At 67.1% G+C, this 16,974-nt stretch carries 16 protein-coding genes and 2 tRNA genes; 9 read left to right on the forward strand and 9 right to left on the reverse strand.

The features are described 5' to 3' along the window. The first annotated feature begins 44 nt into the window (after nt 1–44). The 4 genes from gyrA to EV141_RS08400 all read left to right on the forward strand — a co-directional run bounded on the left by gyrA (nt 45) and on the right by EV141_RS08400 (nt 3,353). Nucleotides 45–2,615 (forward strand): DNA gyrase subunit A, encoded by a 2,571-nt coding sequence (gene gyrA, locus EV141_RS08385; RefSeq protein WP_130485514.1) that lies wholly within the window; start codon nt 45–47, stop codon nt 2,613–2,615. Next, the gene (locus EV141_RS08390) at nt 2,612–3,019 is read left to right on the forward strand and encodes a DUF3566 domain-containing protein (RefSeq protein WP_130485515.1); all 408 of its coding nucleotides are present in this window, start codon (nt 2,612–2,614) and stop codon (nt 3,017–3,019) included. Before gyrA ends, EV141_RS08390 begins: the two co-directional genes overlap by 4 nt. Nucleotides 3,020–3,103: 84 nt before the next feature. Beyond that, nucleotides 3,104–3,177, forward strand: a tRNA-Ile gene (locus EV141_RS08395). 103 nt (nt 3,178–3,280) lie between these two features. Next, nucleotides 3,281–3,353, forward strand: a tRNA-Ala gene (locus EV141_RS08400). Nucleotides 3,354–3,569: 216 nt separating this feature from the next. Here EV141_RS08400 and EV141_RS08405 read toward each other — a convergent pair. Then, nucleotides 3,570–4,130, reverse strand: coding sequence for a DNA helicase (locus EV141_RS08405; RefSeq protein WP_130485516.1), 561 nt, complete (start codon nt 4,128–4,130; stop codon nt 3,570–3,572). Nucleotides 4,131–4,258: 128 nt separating this feature from the next. Here EV141_RS08405 and EV141_RS08410 point away from each other — a divergent pair, with 128 nt between their 5' ends. Both EV141_RS08410 and EV141_RS08415 read left to right on the forward strand, forming a co-directional pair. Then, nucleotides 4,259–4,801, forward strand: coding sequence for a peptidylprolyl isomerase (locus tag EV141_RS08410; RefSeq protein ID WP_130485517.1), 543 nt, complete (start codon nt 4,259–4,261; stop codon nt 4,799–4,801). A 155-nt stretch (nt 4,802–4,956) separates the two neighbouring features. After that, nucleotides 4,957–5,643, forward strand: coding sequence for a rhomboid family intramembrane serine protease (locus EV141_RS08415; protein ID WP_241969185.1), 687 nt, complete (start codon nt 4,957–4,959; stop codon nt 5,641–5,643). Between the two features lie 110 nt (nt 5,644–5,753). Here the strand turns inward: EV141_RS08415 and EV141_RS08420 are convergent, their stop codons facing one another. Then, on the reverse strand, nt 5,754–5,996 hold the full coding sequence (locus EV141_RS08420) for a cell division protein CrgA (RefSeq protein ID WP_130485519.1): 243 nt from the start codon (nt 5,994–5,996) through the stop codon (nt 5,754–5,756). A gap of 84 nt (nt 5,997–6,080) precedes the next feature. Here EV141_RS08420 and EV141_RS08425 point away from each other — a divergent pair, with 84 nt between their 5' ends. The 3 genes from EV141_RS08425 to EV141_RS08430 are packed head-to-tail and all read left to right on the forward strand — an operon-like array spanning nt 6,081 to nt 7,754. Next, nucleotides 6,081–6,926 carry a class E sortase gene (locus EV141_RS08425; protein WP_241969186.1) on the forward strand — a complete coding sequence of 282 codons (846 nt, stop codon included), beginning with the start codon at nt 6,081–6,083 and terminating at the stop codon, nt 6,924–6,926. A 7-nt stretch (nt 6,927–6,933) separates the two neighbouring features. Further along, a complete protein-coding gene (locus EV141_RS12260) occupies nt 6,934–7,098 on the forward strand; it encodes a hypothetical protein (protein WP_157985532.1) in 165 nt (54 codons plus the stop codon). A gap of 2 nt (nt 7,099–7,100) precedes the next feature. Further along, the gene (locus EV141_RS08430; protein WP_130485521.1) at nt 7,101–7,754 is read left to right on the forward strand and encodes an anthranilate synthase component II; all 654 of its coding nucleotides are present in this window, start codon (nt 7,101–7,103) and stop codon (nt 7,752–7,754) included. Nucleotides 7,755–7,830: 76 nt separating this feature from the next. Here EV141_RS08430 and pknB read toward each other — a convergent pair whose 3' ends face one another. The 7 genes from pknB to EV141_RS08465 all read right to left on the reverse strand — a co-directional run bounded on the left by pknB (nt 7,831) and on the right by EV141_RS08465 (nt 16,858). After that, on the reverse strand, nt 7,831–9,585 hold the full coding sequence (pknB, locus tag EV141_RS08435) for a Stk1 family PASTA domain-containing Ser/Thr kinase (protein ID WP_130485522.1): 1,755 nt from the start codon (nt 9,583–9,585) through the stop codon (nt 7,831–7,833). A 112-nt stretch (nt 9,586–9,697) separates the two neighbouring features. Next, the gene (locus EV141_RS08440; protein ID WP_130485523.1) at nt 9,698–11,446 is read right to left on the reverse strand and encodes a protein kinase domain-containing protein; all 1,749 of its coding nucleotides are present in this window, start codon (nt 11,444–11,446) and stop codon (nt 9,698–9,700) included. Then, nucleotides 11,443–12,897, reverse strand: coding sequence for a peptidoglycan D,D-transpeptidase FtsI family protein (locus EV141_RS08445; protein WP_130485524.1), 1,455 nt, complete (start codon nt 12,895–12,897; stop codon nt 11,443–11,445). The genes EV141_RS08440 and EV141_RS08445 overlap by 4 nt, the downstream gene beginning before the upstream one ends. Beyond that, complete coding sequence (locus EV141_RS08450; protein WP_130485799.1) at nt 12,890–14,299, reverse strand: FtsW/RodA/SpoVE family cell cycle protein; 1,410 nt, start codon at nt 14,297–14,299, stop codon at nt 12,890–12,892. Before EV141_RS08450 ends, EV141_RS08445 begins: the two co-directional genes overlap by 8 nt. Before the next feature lie 34 nt (nt 14,300–14,333). After that, the gene (locus EV141_RS08455; RefSeq protein ID WP_130485525.1) at nt 14,334–15,578 is read right to left on the reverse strand and encodes a Stp1/IreP family PP2C-type Ser/Thr phosphatase; all 1,245 of its coding nucleotides are present in this window, start codon (nt 15,576–15,578) and stop codon (nt 14,334–14,336) included. A gap of 6 nt (nt 15,579–15,584) precedes the next feature. After that, nucleotides 15,585–16,154, reverse strand: coding sequence for an FHA domain-containing protein FhaB/FipA (locus EV141_RS08460; RefSeq protein WP_130485526.1), 570 nt, complete (start codon nt 16,152–16,154; stop codon nt 15,585–15,587). Further along, nucleotides 16,151–16,858, reverse strand: a complete 708-nt coding sequence (locus EV141_RS08465; protein WP_130485527.1) for an FhaA domain-containing protein — start codon at nt 16,856–16,858, stop codon at nt 16,151–16,153. The genes EV141_RS08460 and EV141_RS08465 overlap by 4 nt, the downstream gene beginning before the upstream one ends. Between the last annotated feature and the right edge of the window lie 116 nt (nt 16,859–16,974).

Consider the following 16,974-nt stretch of genomic DNA (forward strand, 5'->3'; position numbering starts at 1 on the left):
GACGCGCGCCGAGCATCCTGACCACCACCACATAAAGGAATCCGATGGCTGACGAGCCCACCGCCCCCGAAGAAGATTTCGGCGCTGGCGGCCGCATCACGCAGGTCGACCTGCAGCTCGAGATGCAGCGGTCGTACCTTGACTACGCGATGAGCGTCATCGTCGGGCGCGCCCTTCCCGACGTGCGTGACGGCCTCAAGCCGGTGCACCGGCGCGTGCTCTACGCGATGTATGACGGGGGCTACCGCCCCGACAAGGCGTTCTCGAAGTGCTCGCGCGTCGTCGGCGACGTCATGGGCCAGTTCCACCCGCACGGCGACTCGGCCATCTACGACGCGCTCGTTCGCCTCGTGCAGCCGTGGTCGATGCGCTACCCGCTCGCCGCCGGCCAGGGCAACTTCGGTTCGCCCGGCAACGACGGTGCCGCCGCCCCGCGATACACCGAGACCAAGATGGCCGCGCTCGCCATGGAAATGGTGCGCGACATCGACGAAGACACCGTCGATTTCCAGGACAACTACGACGGGCGCACGCAAGAGCCGTCGATTCTGCCGAGCCGATTCCCCAACCTGCTCGTCAATGGTTCGGTCGGTATTGCCGTGGGTATGGCCACGAATATCCCGCCGCACAACCTGCGCGAGGTATCGGACGCGGCGCTGTGGCACCTGGCGAACCCCGAGGCAACGCGCGAAGAACTGCTCGACGCGTGCCTCCAGCGCGTCAAGGGCCCTGACTTCCCGACCGGCGCGCAGATTCTCGGCGTCAAGGGCATCCAGGATGCCTACCGCACGGGTCGCGGGTCGATCACGATGCGAGCCGTCGTCACGGTCGAAGAGATTCAGGGCCGCACATGCCTCGTGATCACCGAGCTGCCGTACCAGGTGAACCCCGACAACCTGGCGATCAAGATCGCCGACCTCGTGAAGGAAGGCAAGCTCGCCGGCATCGCCGACATTCGCGACGAGTCATCGGGCCGCACCGGTCAGCGCCTCGTCATCGTGTTGAAGCGGGACGCCGTTGCGCGCGTCGTGCTGAACAACCTGTACAAGCAGACGCAGCTGCAAGACAACTTCGGCGCGAACATGCTCGCGATCGTCGACGGCGTTCCCCGCACCCTGACGCTTGACCAGTTCATCACCTACTGGGTCGAACACCAGGTCGAGGTCATCGTTCGCCGCACCGAGTACCGCCTGAAGAAGGCGGAGGCCGACGCCCATATCTTGCGTGGCTACCTCAAGGCACTGGATGCGCTCGATGCGGTCATCGCGCTGATCCGCCGCTCACAGACGACCGAGGAAGCGCGCGACGGGCTCATGGAGCTGCTCGACGTCGACGAGTTGCAGGCAACCGCGATCCTGAACCTGCAGTTGCGACGCCTCGCGGCCCTCGAGCGCCAAAAAATTCAGGACCAGGCTGACGAGCTCGAGCGGATGATCGCTGACTACAAGGAGATCCTCGCGAGCCCCGAGCGTCAGCGTCAGATCATCAGCGACGAGCTCGCCGAGATCGTGTCGCGCTACGGCGACGACCGTCGCACCGAGATCCTCTACGGATTCGACGGCGACATGAGTGTCGAAGACCTCATCCCCGTCGAAGAGATGGTCGTCACCGTCACGCGTGGTGGGTACATCAAGCGCACTCGCAGCGACAACTACCGCTCGCAACACCGCGGCGGCAAGGGTGTGCGCGGCGCCCAACTGCGCGCCGACGACGTCGTTGAGCACTTCTTCGTCACCACTACCCACCACTGGCTGCTGTTCTTCACGACGACCGGTCGCGTGTACCGCCTGAAGGCCTACGAGATTCAGGAGGCAGGCCGCGACGCGAAGGGCCAGCACGTCGCCAACCTGCTCGCCCTGCAGCCCGACGAAGAAATCGCCCAGATTCTCGACATCTCTGACTACGCCGCAGCGCCGTACCTGGTGCTCGCCACGCGTCGCGGCCAGATCAAGAAGACGGCGCTCGGTGAATACGACACGAACCGTACGGGCGGCATCATCGCAATCAACCTGCGCGACGGTGACGAGCTCGTCTCGGCGATGTTGACAGAAGATACGAGCGACATCCTGCTCGTGTCGCGCGCGGGCATGTCGGTGCGCTTCACCGCCAACGATCAGGCCCTGCGCCCCATGGGCCGCTCGACCGCCGGCGTCACCGGCATGAAGTTCCGCGGAGACGACGAACTGCTCGCGGCCGACGTCGTCACCGACGACGGCTATGTCTTCGTTGTTACCGAAGGCGGGTACGCCAAGCGCACGGCCGTCGACCAGTACCGGGTGCAGGGTCGCGGTGGCCTGGGCATCAAGGTCGCGAAGCTCAGCGACGACCGCGGCGGCCTCGCCGGAGGTCTCATCGTCGGCGAAGACGACGAGGTGCTTGTGGTCATGGCGTCGGGCAAGGTCGTGCGCTCGTCGGTAGCGGAGGTGCCGGCGAAGGGCCGCGATACCATGGGCGTCGTCTTCGCCCGATCCGACGATGACGACCGCATTATCGCCATCGCCCGCAACAGTGAGCGAAACCTGGCGACAACCGACGCCGATACGGTAGACACGACCGACGGCACCGAAACCGCGAGCGAACCGGCCGCGGATGCAGGGAAGGACACCGCCTCGTGAGTACTGTCGCCGAGAAGCTGCAACGTAAGTCGCAGCGCACCGTGGGCGCCAAGCAGGTTCGCTTGAAGCTCGTCTACATCGACTTCTGGTCGGCCGTGAAGCTGTCGTTCCTCATCTCGCTGTGCGGGGCCATCGCGCTCGTCGTGTCGTTCTTCTTCATCTGGGTTGTCGTCACCAACCTCGGCGTTCTCGAACGAGTCAACGACCTCTTTGGTGAGGTCTTGGGAGACGACGCGCCCAGCATCCTCGAGATCTTCTCCTTCGGCCAGGTCATGCTGTTTGCCACCATCCTCGGCATCATCAACCTGGTTGCCGGCACTGCCATCGGCGCACTCAGCGCCTTGATCTACAACCTCAGCGTCAAGGTCACCGGCGGCCAGCTCGTCGGTTTCACCAACAGCTGAGATTGCCCCCCACGGCGGCCGCCCTAGCGCCCTCGCCGAATTGGGGAAGAAAGCCCGGGTCGTGTACAGTCATACCCGGTCTGAGGGGCTATAGCTCAGGCGGTTAGAGCGCTTCGCTGATAACGAAGAGGTCCCAGGTTCAAGTCCTGGTAGCCCCACTGCAATTCTCTGTCTCGCTGCGGCTTCTGCGGCGCGACCTCGCTCATGTAAACGAGCGTGGTCGTCTCGCTTCGCAGCCGTCGCTAAACTGAAAAGTGTTGAGGGGCCTTAGCTCAATTGGTAGAGCGCCTGCTTTGCAAGCAGGAGGTCAGGGGTTCGATTCCCCTAGGCTCCACGTGCACGCGGGAGGCTGATCCGCCTCCCGGGGGTTCGATTCCCCTAGGCTCCACCCAGTTTGTGGCCGCCCCTGCGGCGCAGCGCGCTCCGCGCAGCGATCGTGGTCGCTGCGCTTCGCGCTTCTCGCGCGGCTTATTGCAATGACCTCATCGCTTCCGCCAACAAGAAAGCCCCCCGGCCGATGCCGAGGGGCTTTGCTCATTGAAGGTGCTTCTTAGGCGACGGGGGCCTCGACGGGCTCGTCGTCGACCCACAGGTCGTCGTCAGCGCGAAGCGTCTGGTACGCCGCGTAGGCGACGCCCGCGACCGCGATCACGCCGAAAGCGATCGCGATGTAGCGGCCGGGGCCGGGCGTGGGCTTGACCTCGATGATGCCGAGCTTCTGGCCGGCACGGGTGCCGAGCTCGCGGCTGGCGCGTGAGGCCTCGTGAATCGCGACGCGGCCGTTGTCACGAGCGACGTCGATGACCGCAAGGGTTGCGCCGATTGCTCCCGTCACCGCGGGGATCACGGCGCGGTTCCAGGTCGTCTTCGTGTGGTCGGCGGCAGATCGAACAGCGCCAACACCGGCGTTGACACCAGGCTGCACGCGCTTCTCGTAGGTCGACTTCACGCGGGGGGCTACGTCGCGCTTTGCGATCTCGCCGGTCTGCTTGCTCGCCTCACGCAGCACGGCTGCGGCGTGGTCGAGCACCTCGCGCTGCTCGCTCCAGAGATCACCGGCGTTGCCGCGCAACTTCTTTAGTGAGCGTCGGCTCTTGCGGGACAGTCCCATGATCGGTCCTCCTGATCGGTGGCGGGCGAAATGACCCTCCCTAGTCTTCCACTGACTCGGGATTCCTCGGGCGGACGCCGACGGAATGCTCAGGAAGCGTGCATCCGGCTCCGTGACAGAATTGCGGCATGTCGATTCACACCGCCGTCGCCACTATTCACACCAACAAGGGCGACATTCGCGTCAACCTCTACGGCAACCACGCTCCGAAGACCGTCGCGAATTTCGTCGGCCTCGCCACGGGGCAGATCGAGTGGACCCACCCCGCGACCGGCCAGAAGACGTCCGAGCCGCTCTACAACGGCGTGATTTTCCACCGCATCATCAAAGACTTCATGCTGCAGGGCGGCGACCCGCTCGGTCAGGGCATCGGCGGCCCCGGTTACGAGTTCGACGACGAAATTCACCCGGAGCTGCAGTTCACCGAGCCGTACCTTTTCGCGATGGCGAACGCCGGCAAGCGCGGCGGCCGCGGCACGAACGGCTCGCAGTTCTTCATCACGACCGTGCCGACGACCTGGCTGAACGGCAACCACACCATCTTCGGCGCCGTCGCGGACGACGAGTCGAAGAAGGTCGTCGACGCCATCGAGGCGGTGCCGACCGACGGTCGCGACAAGCCGCTCGACGATGTCGTCATCACGAGCATTGAGGTCGCCGAGGTCGCGTGACCGATTCTGCGTCAGCAGCGGGAAGCGCCGGCGACCCAAACGTCTGTTACCGGCATTCCGACCGGCGCAGCTTCGTGCTGTGCCAACGCTGCGGGCGGACGGTGTGCGGCGAATGCCAGACGCCGGCGCCGGTGGGTGTGCGATGCCCCGAGTGCATGGCGGAGGCCGCCGCAGCGATGCCCCGCCAGAAGTCGCCGCTGCTGCGTGCTGTGCGCCGCGGATCGTCCACTCCCGTCGTCACCTACACGATTCTCGGGCTGACGCTCGGCGTCTTCATTCTGCAGTTCGCGACGCAGGGCACCGTGACCCGCGCGCTCGGCTACGCCCCGCCGCTGTCGCTCATCGAACCGTGGCGCATGCTCACCGTCTCGCTGGTGCACAGCTCGGGCATTTTCCACATCCTCTTCAACATGTACGCGTTGTTCGTGCTGGGGCCGCTGCTTGAGCAGCTGGTGGGCCGCTGGCGGTTCGCAGTCACCTACATCCTCAGCACGCTCGCGGGCTCCATCGCCGTCTTGTGGCTCGCGCCGGCATCGTTTGTGGTGGGTGCCTCGGGCGCCATCTTCGGGCTGTTCGGCGCGTTCTTCGTCATCCAGCGGCGCCTGGGCGGCAACACCGCTCAATTGATGGTGATTCTGGGTATCAACCTGGCGCTGGGGTTCTTCTTGCCCAACATCTCGTGGCAGGCCCACGTGGGAGGGCTCATCGGCGGCGCGATCGTCGCCCTCATCTTTGTCCGCACGCGGCGACGCCAACAGACGCCGCTGCAGATCGCGCTCCTCGGGGCGTTTGCCGCACTTCTGGTGGCGGGAACCATTCTGCGCTTTGCGCTCGCGGGATAGTTATCCACACCCCCATCCACAGTGGGGATAAGAATCACAGCCGTGTCATTCCACCCCCTTTTCGGGGGGAGCGGGGGGACACCCGCTCGAGCGTGACGGGGCGAAGGTCGCTAGCGCCAGCGCGTGGTCATCAGGAAGCCGATGAACATGATGCCGAAGCCGACCATGATGTTCCACGGGCCGATGGACGCGATCGGAAGCGTCGACGCGCTGACGTAGTAGACGATGATCCAGATGAGCCCGACGAGCATGAAGCCGAACATCACCGGCTTAAACCACACCGGGTTCGGGGCGTCGGCGCCCCCGCGGGCGTAGTCGGGGTTCTCAGCGTCGCGCGCAGTGGTCCGTGCCATGGCGCTGAGTCTACCGGGCACGAGCCGAAACCGGCGTGGATGCGGAGCGGAGCCACGCTCGGAACCGCCACCTACAATGAGCGGGTGAGCGACAGCAGCATCCAGTCCCCCACCGCGTCGCGGGCAGATGCGCGACGCACGCCGCGTGCGCGGGCGCGCGTCAGCGTCGTGGGCGTTATCGGCGAGCTGCTCATTACGGCGGGCGTCGTCGTCATGCTGTTCCTCGGCTGGTACGTCTGGCTGAACGACATCATCACGGGGTCGGCGCAGCAGGACGCGGCGCAGGAAATACAGGAGCAGTTGCGCGCCGACTTTGAACGCGATCGCGGCTCGGCCGAGCCCGAGCCGGAACCCGTTGACCCCGAAACTCCGCGGGATCCGGGCGAACCGGTGGTGGGTATCGCGCCGCCGGAGGGTGAAGCGTTCGGCGCGCTCATCGTTCCGCGCTTCGGCGAGAACTACGTGCGCACGATCGCCTCGGGCGTCGACCTGCAGACCGTGCTCAACAACAGCCGGCTCGGCGTGGGGCACTACATGGAGACGCAGATGCCGGGCGAGGTGGGCAACTTCGCCCTCGCCGCGCATCGCACGACCTACGGCGCCCCGTTTGCCGACATTGCCGAACTTCGGGCGGGCGACAACATCTACGTGGAAACGCGGGAGGGCTGGTACGAGTACTCCTTCCGCAACCTCGAGTACGTCTGGCCGACCGCGGTGCAGGTGCTCGAACCTGTGCCGCAAGCACCCCAAGTCGAGGCGAGCGACCGTATTCTCACGCTCACGAGCTGCAACCCGCGGTTCTCGGCTGCCGAGCGCATCATCGCCTACGCAGTGTTCGAAACCTGGTACCCGCGGGAAGACGGCCCGCCGGCCGAGATCTCGGGGCTGACCGAGGCCGCCGCGGGAAGCTCCGCCGCGGTGATCGGTTAAGGAGAGGGTGACGATGTACGCAGCGCTCTGGCGCATCCTGCCCGGTCCGGCGTGGGTGCGCGTGATCCTCCTGCTGGTGCTCGCCGCCGCGGCGCTCTACGCGCTCATCACCTGGGCGTTCCCGTGGGCCGCCGACACCTTCCTCCCGCAAGAATCGACCGTGGAGCAGTAACCGTGCGCGTACTCGTGATCGACAACTACGACAGCTTCGTGTACACGCTGGACGGCTACCTGCAGCAATTGGGTGCCGAGACCACCGTCATGCGCAACGATGCGATCGCTGCCGACGACGTGGCGGCCCTCATCGCCGACTACGACGCCGTGCTGGTCTCGCCCGGCCCCGGAACACCCGCTGATGCCGGCATCTCGATCGCGGCCGTGCACGCCGCCATCGCCGCCGACAAGCCGTTGCTCGGCGTATGTCTCGGCCACCAGGCCATTGCCGAGGCGCTGGGTGGGGTCGTCACCCACGCCGAGGAGCTCATGCACGGCAAGACGTCGCAGGTCGTGCACGAGGGGGATGCGCTGTTCGACGGCGTGCCCAACAACTTCCGGGCAACCCGCTATCACTCGCTCGCGGTCGTTGACGGCACCGTGCCCGATGAGCTCGTCGTGACCGCTCGCACCGAGGGCGGCGTCATCATGGGGGTGCGTCACCGCGAGGCGCCGGTGCACGGCGTGCAATTCCACCCCGAGTCGGTGCTCACCGAGGGCGGCTATCGGATGCTCGGCAACTGGCTCGCCGCGGCGGGGCTTCCTGAGGCGGCCATGACCGCGCGCGGCTTGAGCCCGCTCATGTCGAGCGACGCTGCGGCACGGTCGGTGTAGCGCGCCACCGAGAATCGCGAACCACAGAGCGTCGCGAACCACACGGCGTGGTGAACCGTGAGGTCAGCGGCGACCGTTACTCGCCGGTGCCGTCTCCGGCGTCGCCGCTGGTGCCGCCCCCGCCGGAGCCACTGCAGTACACCAGGCGAATCGGCGAGCCCTGTTGCTGGTCGCCGGGGGCCAGCGACTGACCCGTCACGATGCCGCCCGAGCATCCGGGGTCGGCCTGCACGGTGACCTGCAGGCCGATGTTGCGCGCCTGCGCGGTCGCATCACCGATGGGGAGGTTGCGCAGATCGGGAACAGCAACGAGCCCGTTCGAGATTGTCAGGTCGACCGCCTCGCCCTGGCGCAGTTCGGTGTTCGAGTCGGGATCGGTGCGAATGACGACATTGGCGCGCACGGTACCCGAGTTCTCACTGGTCACCGTGCCGACCACGAGTCCGCGCTGCTCGATCTGCGCGGTCGCGGCCGCGAGATCGAGGTTTCGCACGTCGGGCATCTGCACGCGGGGCGGGCCCGACGACACGAACACGCGCACCTCTTGACCCGGCGAGACCGAGAAGCCGGCCGCGGGTTCGGTGCGCAGAATCAGACCCTCGTCTTCCGCCGTGCCCGGCTCTTGCACGGCGGTCGGGCGAAGGTTGTCTTCGGTGAGAATGGACTCGCCGTCCTCGAAGGCGAGACCCACGACATCCGGCACCTCGACGGCCACGTTCGCGACGAAGCCGCCCTCGCGGTCGAGGGAGAACGCCCAGAACAGCACGGCGGCGATCAGCACGCCGACGACGACGATGCCCGACCAGATCCAGGCGACGGGAGGGCGGGTCTGCGTGCGGGTGCGGCGGTCGTCGTCGTCGATCGTCAGCTGACGCATGGCGGCTTCGGTGCCCGCGGTCGCCTGCGGGTTTACGCCGAACAGCGACATCGTCGGGTCGTTATCGGCCTCGGTGCGGCGGGGCGGCACCTGGCCGGCCAAGGCGGCTGAGACGTCGGCACGGAACTCGGCGGCCGTCTGGAAGCGTTGGAATCGATCTTTTGCCATGGCGTGCAACACCACGGCGTCGAGCGCGGGCGACACCTCGGGGTTCAGGCTGCTCGGTGTGGGCGCCGGCTCGCTGACGTGCTGGTACGCGACGGCCACGGGCGAATCGCCGCGGAACGGCGGGCGGCCGGTCAGCATCTCGAACAGCACGACGCCGGTCGAGTACAGGTCGGTGCGCGCGTCAACCGTTTCCCCGCGGGCCTGCTCGGGCGAGAAGTACTGCGCCGTGCCGAGAATGGTCGACGTCTGGGCGACGGTGGCCGACGAGTCGGAGATCGCGCGGGCGATTCCGAAGTCCATGACCTTCACCTGGCCGGTGGGGGTCACCATGATGTTTCCCGGCTTCACGTCGCGGTGCACGACGCCCGCACGGTGCGAGTATTCGAGCGCGGTCAGCACCTGCTCGACGATCTCGCCCGCCTCGCGCGCGGGGAGCGGCCCGTCGAGCAGCATGTCGCGCAGCAGGCGCCCCTCGACGTACTCCATGACGATGAACGGCACGACCGTCTCGTGCCCGTCGGGCGCAACGGATGTCTCTTCCCCGGCGTCAAAGACGCGGACGATCGTCGGATGCGCCATGCGCGCGGCCGCCTGAGCTTCCTGGCGGAACCGGGTGCGGAAGACCGGGTCGGAGGCGAGGGAGGACTTCAGGAGCTTGAGGGCGACCCGGCGACCGAGACGTGCATCCGTTGCCAGGTGCACGTCGGACATGCCGCCGCGTCCGATGAGCGCACCGAGCTCGTAGCGTCCGGCGATCAGCCGGGTGCCGGGGGTGGTGCTGTCCATCGAAATCCGTTTCCTTCGGGAGAGAAATCGTCGCTAGTGAGTGTATGCGGATGCGCGGGGGCGCTTTTGCGAGCCCCGCGCATCCGCATATCGGCTCCGTAACGGCTGCGCGCTACCCCTCCTCAGCGGGAGGTTCAGTGGGTGTGGGGGTCGGCGTCGGGGTGGGCGTCGGCACGGGAGCCGCGGTGATCGGCACCGCGAGCTCGTTCGAACGCTCGGACTGCAGGTCACCACACAGCGCGATGTAGGTGACGCGCAACTGGCCACCGTCGGCAAGTTCAACGTCAAGGTTGTTCGTGCCGGCCGGGATCGGGTTCGCCTGAGCGGGGGAGCCGCCCACGATCGTCACGTTGTAGCCCGACAGGGTGAAGCCGGCGGGGCAGCTCGTGTACGACGGCCACGACAGCGTCACGGTCGATCCGCCGAGGTACGGGCCGCTGCCCGGGTTGATCGCCAGGTTGTTCGGTTGCGGGGGCGTATCGACGGCGGTGTAGAAGAACACCGTGATGACATCGCCCTCCTCGACAAGACCCGTCGGGTTGACGCGGTACGAGCGATCAACCTGGTCGGGACTCGGCGCGGGATTGCCCTGCTGTGCGTCGAGGACCAGACCGAGTTCGGTCAAGATGTCGTCGACTTCTTGCTGCGTGCGATTGAGCACCTGGTCTTCAGTCAGGCGAATCTCTTCGACCGTTTCTGAGGGCTCGGGGCTCGGCTCGTCGCTCGCCGTCACCGTGGGGGAGGCGGGGATCTCGCCAGGGTCGTCACTCGGCTGCGCCAGCACCGCGATGATCGCGCCAACGATCAACACGACGAGCAGGCCGATGAGGGCGATGAGCGGCCAGGTCCAGGGGCTGCGCTTCTTCTTCGCCGCCTGGGCGTTCGCGGCCGCGGCGCCCGCGGCGGCACCGGCGGCCATGCTCGGCATGACGCGGGTCACTTCATCGTTACCCGCAGCGCTCGGCATGACGCGGGTCGCGTCGAGCAGCTGCGTCGCCGGCGCTCCGGCGATCGCGGGCACGATGGCGGCAGCGCCGCCGACGTCTCCGCGGCGCAGGGCCTGGGCCGCGCGCGCGAAGTGCTGCGCTGACGCGGGCCGGTCGGCCGGCTTCTTTGCAATCGCCGCCATGACGAGGTTGCGCACGGGCTCGGGCACCGACGCCGGCAGCTCGGGCGGGGCGTCGTTGATCTGCGCCATAGCGATCGCGACCTGCGACTCGCCCGTGAAGGGGCGTCGCCCGGCGAGGGCCTCGTAGGCGACGATGCCGAGCGAGTAGACGTCGGTCGACGGGCTCGCCGACTGGCCGCTCGCCTGCTCGGGGGACAGGTACTGCACGGTTCCCATGACCTGCCCGGTCGCGGTCAGCGGTACCTGATCGGCGATGCGTGCGATGCCGAAGTCGGTGATTTTCACGCGACCATCGGGCGTGATGAGCAGGTTGCCCGGCTTGATGTCGCGGTGCACGAGACCGGCCTGGTGGGCGGCGTGCAGGGCTGACGCCGTTTGGGCAACGATGTCGAGCACCTGGTCGCTCGAGAGGGTGCGTTCGCGCTCCAGAATGGTCGACAGGGCCTCGCCCGGCACGAGCTCCATGACGAGGAAGGCGCTGCCCTCTTCTTCGCCATAGTCGTAGACGTTGGCGATGCCCTCGTGGTTGACGAGTGCAGCGTGCCGCGCCTCGGCGCGGAAACGCTCGAGGAACCCGGGGTCACCCAGGTACTCGTCCTTCAGGATCTTGATGGCAACGGTGCGGCCGATGACCTGGTCGGTCGCCTGCCACACCTCGCCCATGCCGCCGATCGCGACGCGGGACAGTAGCTGGTACCGCCCCCCGAATGTGAGCCCGCTGGTCGGTCTCATCTGTTCAGCACCGCCTCCATGACCTGTCGCGCGATGGGAGCCGCGACTTGATTACCGAATGCATTCTGGCCCTGCCCGCCGCCGTTCTCGACGACGACGGCAATCGCCACCTGCGGGTCATCCGCGGGGGCGAATCCGGTGAACCAGAGAGTGTAGGGACGGTCGGGCCCATTCTCGGCCGTTCCCGTCTTGCCCGCGACCTCGATGCCGTCGATGGCGGCGTTCGAGGCGACGCCATTAGAGACACCGTCGACGAGCATCCGCGTCAATGTCCGCGCCGTGGATGCGCTGATCGGCTCCGCACGCACCTCGGGCTCAGATTCGAGCACCGTGGAGAGGTCGGGAGCGATGATGCGGTCGAGCAGAGTCGGCTGCATGAGGTCACCACCGTTCGCGATCGCGGCACTGATCATCGCAATCTGCAGCGGCGTGACGCGCACGTCGTACTGTCCAAAGCCCGTCAACATGAGCTGGGCGTCGTCGAGGTTTGACGGGTAGCGGCTCGGCGTCGCGCTCATCGGGATCTCGATCTCTTGCCCGAAGCCGAAGGCCTCGGCGTAGTCGGCCAGCTCGTCTTGGCCGAGTTCGAGCGCGAGCTGCGCGAAGGGGATGTTGCAGCTGAGCCGGAGCGACGTGGCGAGCGTTGCCGTTTCCGTGCCGCCGCAGGTTCCGCCCTCCGCGTTGTTGATGACGTTCGATGACAGGGGCAGCTGCAGCTGCGGGGGGTTGGGGAATTCGGACTCGGGGGTGAACTCACCGGAATCGATGGCAGCGGCGGCCACCAGCACCTTGAAGACCGAGCCAGGGAAGTAGAGATCGCCGGCAATCGCCCGATTGTTCAGCGGGCGCGCGGGGTCGGTAATCAGCGAGTTGTACGCATCGATGACGCTGGCGGTCGAGTGCGCCGACAGGCGGTTCGGGTCGTAGCCGGGCGTGGAGACGAGCGCGAGGATCTCGCCGGTCGACGGATCGATCGCGACGACCGAGCCACTCTGGCCCGCCATCGCATCAAAGGCCGCCTGTTGCACGACCGGGTCGATGGTCAACTCGACCGCGGCACCCCGCGGACTCTGGCCGGTGACGAGGGCGCTCAACTGGTCGAGGAACTGCTCGTTCGCGGTACCGCTGAGGAAGTCGTTGTAGGCCTCTTCGATGCCGGCACTGCCCTGGTTGAGCGTGAAGTAGCCGGTGACGGCCGAGTACAGCTCGGGCTGCAGGTACTGCCGCAGGAAACGAAACTCGTTGTCGCTCGGTACCGACGCCGCGATCTCCTGGCCATCAACCAGGATCGGGCCACGCTCAGCCGAGTAGCTGGCGTAGAGGGTGCGCACGTTGCGCCCGTCGGCGCGCAGTTCATCGACCGCGAAGACCTGGATCACGCTGATCGACACAAACAGCGCGAGGAACATCGCGAGAGTGGCGACGCTGATGCGGCGGAGCTCTTTATTCACGGTCGTCCACCACCAATCGCGGCTGGTGGCGCACCGAGTCGCTCAAGCGCAGCAGGAGCGCCGCGATGATCCAGTTCGCCATGAGTGACGAGCCGCCAGCGGCAAGAAACGGCGTCGTGAGACCGGTGAGCGGAATCACCCGCGTGACCCCGCCAATGACGACGAAGACCTGCAGGGCGATCAAGAACCCGAGACCGACGGCGAGCATCCGGCCGAAGTCGTCGGTGCCGCTGAAACCGATGCGGTAGGCGCGGGCGACGAGCAGCACGTACAGCGCGAGGATCGCGAACAGCCCGACGAGGCCGAGCTCTTCGCCGAGGCTCGTGACGATGTAGTCGCTCTCGGCGAGCGGCACGAGCTCGGGGCGACCCCGGCCGAGCCCGGTGCCGATCAGGCCACCATCGGCGAGGCCAAAAAGCCCCTGAACAAGCTGGTAGCTGCCCCCGATCGCGTCGTACACCTCGGGGTTGAACGAGTCGAGCCAGGCGTTGAAGCGGCCCTGCACGTAGCCCAAGGCGTCGCGGGCGATGAGCGCGCCGCCGACGAAGAGGCCGAGGCCGAGCAGGATCCAGCTCAGGCGGCCCGTCGCCAGGTAAAGCATGACGAGGAAGAGCCCGAAGTAGAGCAGCGCGGTGCCGAGGTCGCGCTGGAAGACCAGCACGGCCATCGCGGCGGCCCACGCGACGAGTAGCGGGCCGAGGTCGCGGGCACGCGGAAGGCGCATCCCGAGCACCTTGCTGCCGACGATCGAGAGCGAGTCACGCGCCGTCATCAGGTAGCCGGCAAAGAAGATGGCGAGCGCGATCTTGCCGAGCTCTCCCGGCTGGAACGAGAAGGGGCCGACGGCGATCCAGACGCGCGCACCGTTAATCGTCTGGCCGAGACCGGGAACAAGGGGCATCAGCAGCAGGCCGATGCCGACGAGCAGCGCGACATAGCGGTAGCGGGCGAGAACGCGGTGGTTGCGCACGACGATGAGCACGGCGACGGCAACCGCCATGGCGAGGGCCGACCACGCCATCTGGCGCACGCCGACGCTCTCCCAGCCCTCGAAACCCTTGGCGATGTCGAGTCGGTAGATCATCGCGATGCCGAGCCCATTCAGGGTCGTGATGATCGGAAGGATGAAAGGGTCGGCGTCGGGGGCCACGACGCGCAGCACGATGTGCACGCCGAGCACGAGGGCGGCGAGACCCGCGGCGTACGTGATGACGGTCGAGTCGAGAGCCTCGAGGGCGCCCAGCTGCACCAGGGCGATGGCGCCACCGCTCACCGCGACCGCGAGGACGAGCAGTGCGAGCTCGAGGTTGCGGAGCTTCGACGGCGTCTTCAGGCGAATGCGAATCTGCTCGGTAATGGGCCCGGATGCGCGGGGAGCGGATTCAGCGCGCGGCGCGGTCATGTCGACGATCGGCCCGGTGAGGGGGCCCGTCTGGTCATCGTTCGGCTTCACGGCGCAGCCTCTCGATGATCGCGAGCGCGTCGATCAGATCGACGGCGCTGATGGTTTGCTCGACGGCCGAGCGGCTGAACGGTGTCAGCTGCATGAGGTCGATGTCGGTCTCTTGGTAGACGTTGGAGAGCGAGAAGGGGCCCACTCCCTGCTGCACGCCCTGGTAGATGGCGACCTGACCATCGACCTCTCCCACGTAGTACCGCGTCTGGGTCCACTGATACCCGGCAGTGAGCGCTGTGGCGAGAATGCCGACGATAAGCAGGATGCCGACGCTCCACGTGATGCGTCGGCGAATCTTGCGGCGACGGTCTTCGGCGATGAGCTCGCGCAGGAACTCTTCGCTCTCGGGCTCGAAGTGCTCGTCTTCGGGGTCGGGCGCGGGCTTCAGCGGGTGCAGCAACAGCTGCGGAAGGCGCTTGGCCGCACGCTTCTCTTCCACCGGTCGGAAACTCAGCGGTTGGGCGGCGGAGCCAACCATGACCGGGTCGGGCACACCGCTGTCGTCACTCTCGTCGACGCCAACCACGACGACGGTCACGTTGTCGGGGGCGCCGTTGTCGAGGCTCGCCTGGATGAGCGCCTGCGATGCCGCGTCAGAGTCGGGGGTCTCGCGCAGAATCTCCGCGATGCGCTCGTCAGTGACGTAGCCGCTCAAACCGTCTGAGCACAGCAGCCATCGGTCGCCGGGGTTCGTGTCGAGCACATCGGTGTCGATGTCGGGCGAGAGGTCGACATCGCCGAGAACGCGCATCAGCACCGAGCGGCGCGGGTGAACCGCCGCCTCTTCTGGCGTGATGCGGCCCGAGTCGACGAGGCGCTGCACGAAGGTGTGGTCTTTCGTGATCTGGCTCAGGGTGTCATCGCGCAGGAGGTACACGCGCGAGTCGCCGATGTGCGCGAGCGCCATGCGCCCGCCGACCCGCACGAGACCGCTGACCGTGGTGCCCATCCCGGTGAGCTCAGGATGCTCGGACACCGTTTCGGCGAGCTCACGGTTGGCCGCGAGCAGGGCCGATTCGAGCGCGTCGCGCGCCTGTTCGACCGTCTCGAATGCAGCATCCGTCTGCGCGATTGCCTGAATCGCGAGGGCGCTCGCGACATCGCCACCCGCGTGACCACCCATGCCGTCGGCGACGACGAAGAGGTGGCGGCCGGCGTAGCCCGAGTCTTGGTTGTTCGACCGGACCCGGCCCACGTGGCTGGCGGCGGCGGTGCGCGACGTCATCGGCGCCTACCGTCGCAGCTCGAACGTCGTCGTGCCGATGGAGACGGGGGTGTTCAGGGGAACGTGCGTCGGGATGCTCACGCGCTTGCCCGAGAGGAAGGTGCCGTTCGTCGAGTCGAGGTCTTGCACCATCCACTTGCCGTCCCACAGCATGAGGCGCGCGTGGTGCGTTGACGTGTAGTCGTCGCGAATGACGAGGCCCGAGTCGCTCGAGCGACCGATGGTCAGTTGATCGCCGTCGAGTTCGAGCTCGATGCCCTCTTTTGACCCGCTCGTGATGACGAGGCGGCGCGCGGGGCCGTCGTCGTCGCGGTCAAGCGAGCCAGTCGCTACGGAGCCGAGGCCGCTCGGCGGGGTTGACGTGCGGGGGGATTCGGCGGTCGGCGCAGCGGCAGAACTGACCGCGACCGGTGCCGGCGCGCTCGCCCCCGCGGCGCTCGCGGCGCCCGCCGATGGCATGCGGCGCACCTTCTGGCCGAAGAGATCCGAACGCAGAGCGTAGACGATCGCGAAGACCAGCGCCCACATCAGAATGAGGAAGCCGACGCGCAGGAGCAGGAGAGTCAGTTCGCTCACGATGCGCCTCCTCGGGTGGTCGTGCGGCCGGCGGAATCGTCGGACTGCGCGAGTACTCGGTACAGGATGCGCGTGTGGCCGATCTCGATCACGCTATCGGGTTGCAGCACCGCGCGGGTGACCGGCTCCCCGTTCACGCGCGAGCCGTTGGTGGAGCCGAGGTCGGTGACCTGGGCGTTCGCGCCGTCCCACGCGATTTCGACGTGCTTGCGGGAGGTGCCAGAGTCGTCCACGGTGATGTCGGCTTCTGAACCGCGGCCGATGACCGTTCGGCCGACGCGCAGCGGGTAACGCTGGCCACCGATATCGAGCACACCGACCCAGACGACGCGCCCCTTGACCGACTCAGATTCGACGCGGAGCACCCCCTCGGTGAGGCTGCCGTCGCGCTCGAGGATGATGCGAATGCCGCCGGGGAAGGTGTAGCGCTGAGCAGTGGCGTGGCGCTGGACGAGCTGGGTGAGTTCGTCGTTCAGCGCCTCGCCGAGCGAGGTCATGCGGTCGTGGTCGGCGGGAGATAGTCGCACGGTCAGCCGGTTCGGTACGAGGATGCGGTCGCGCGCGACGACGGCGGCCTTCGTGTCGAGCTCGCGGCGTAGCGCAGCGGCGATTTCGACCGGCTGCACGCCGGCCTTGAAGGTCTTGGCGAATGCGCCACCGACGACGCGCTCCAAGCCCCGCTCGAAGCTATCGAGAAGCCCCACGTGCGTCCTCCCTCAGCCTTCGGACCATCCGATGCTAGTCGGCGTGGGTGATCACAGCCCGAATGGCGGATGCTCTCTGCGGGTTTTGCGGGGAATCTTCCGCTCGCTCGCGGTGC

The organism is Microcella putealis, from assembly GCF_004216575.1.
Taxonomy (GTDB): Bacteria; Actinomycetota; Actinomycetes; order Actinomycetales; family Microbacteriaceae; genus Microcella; species Microcella putealis.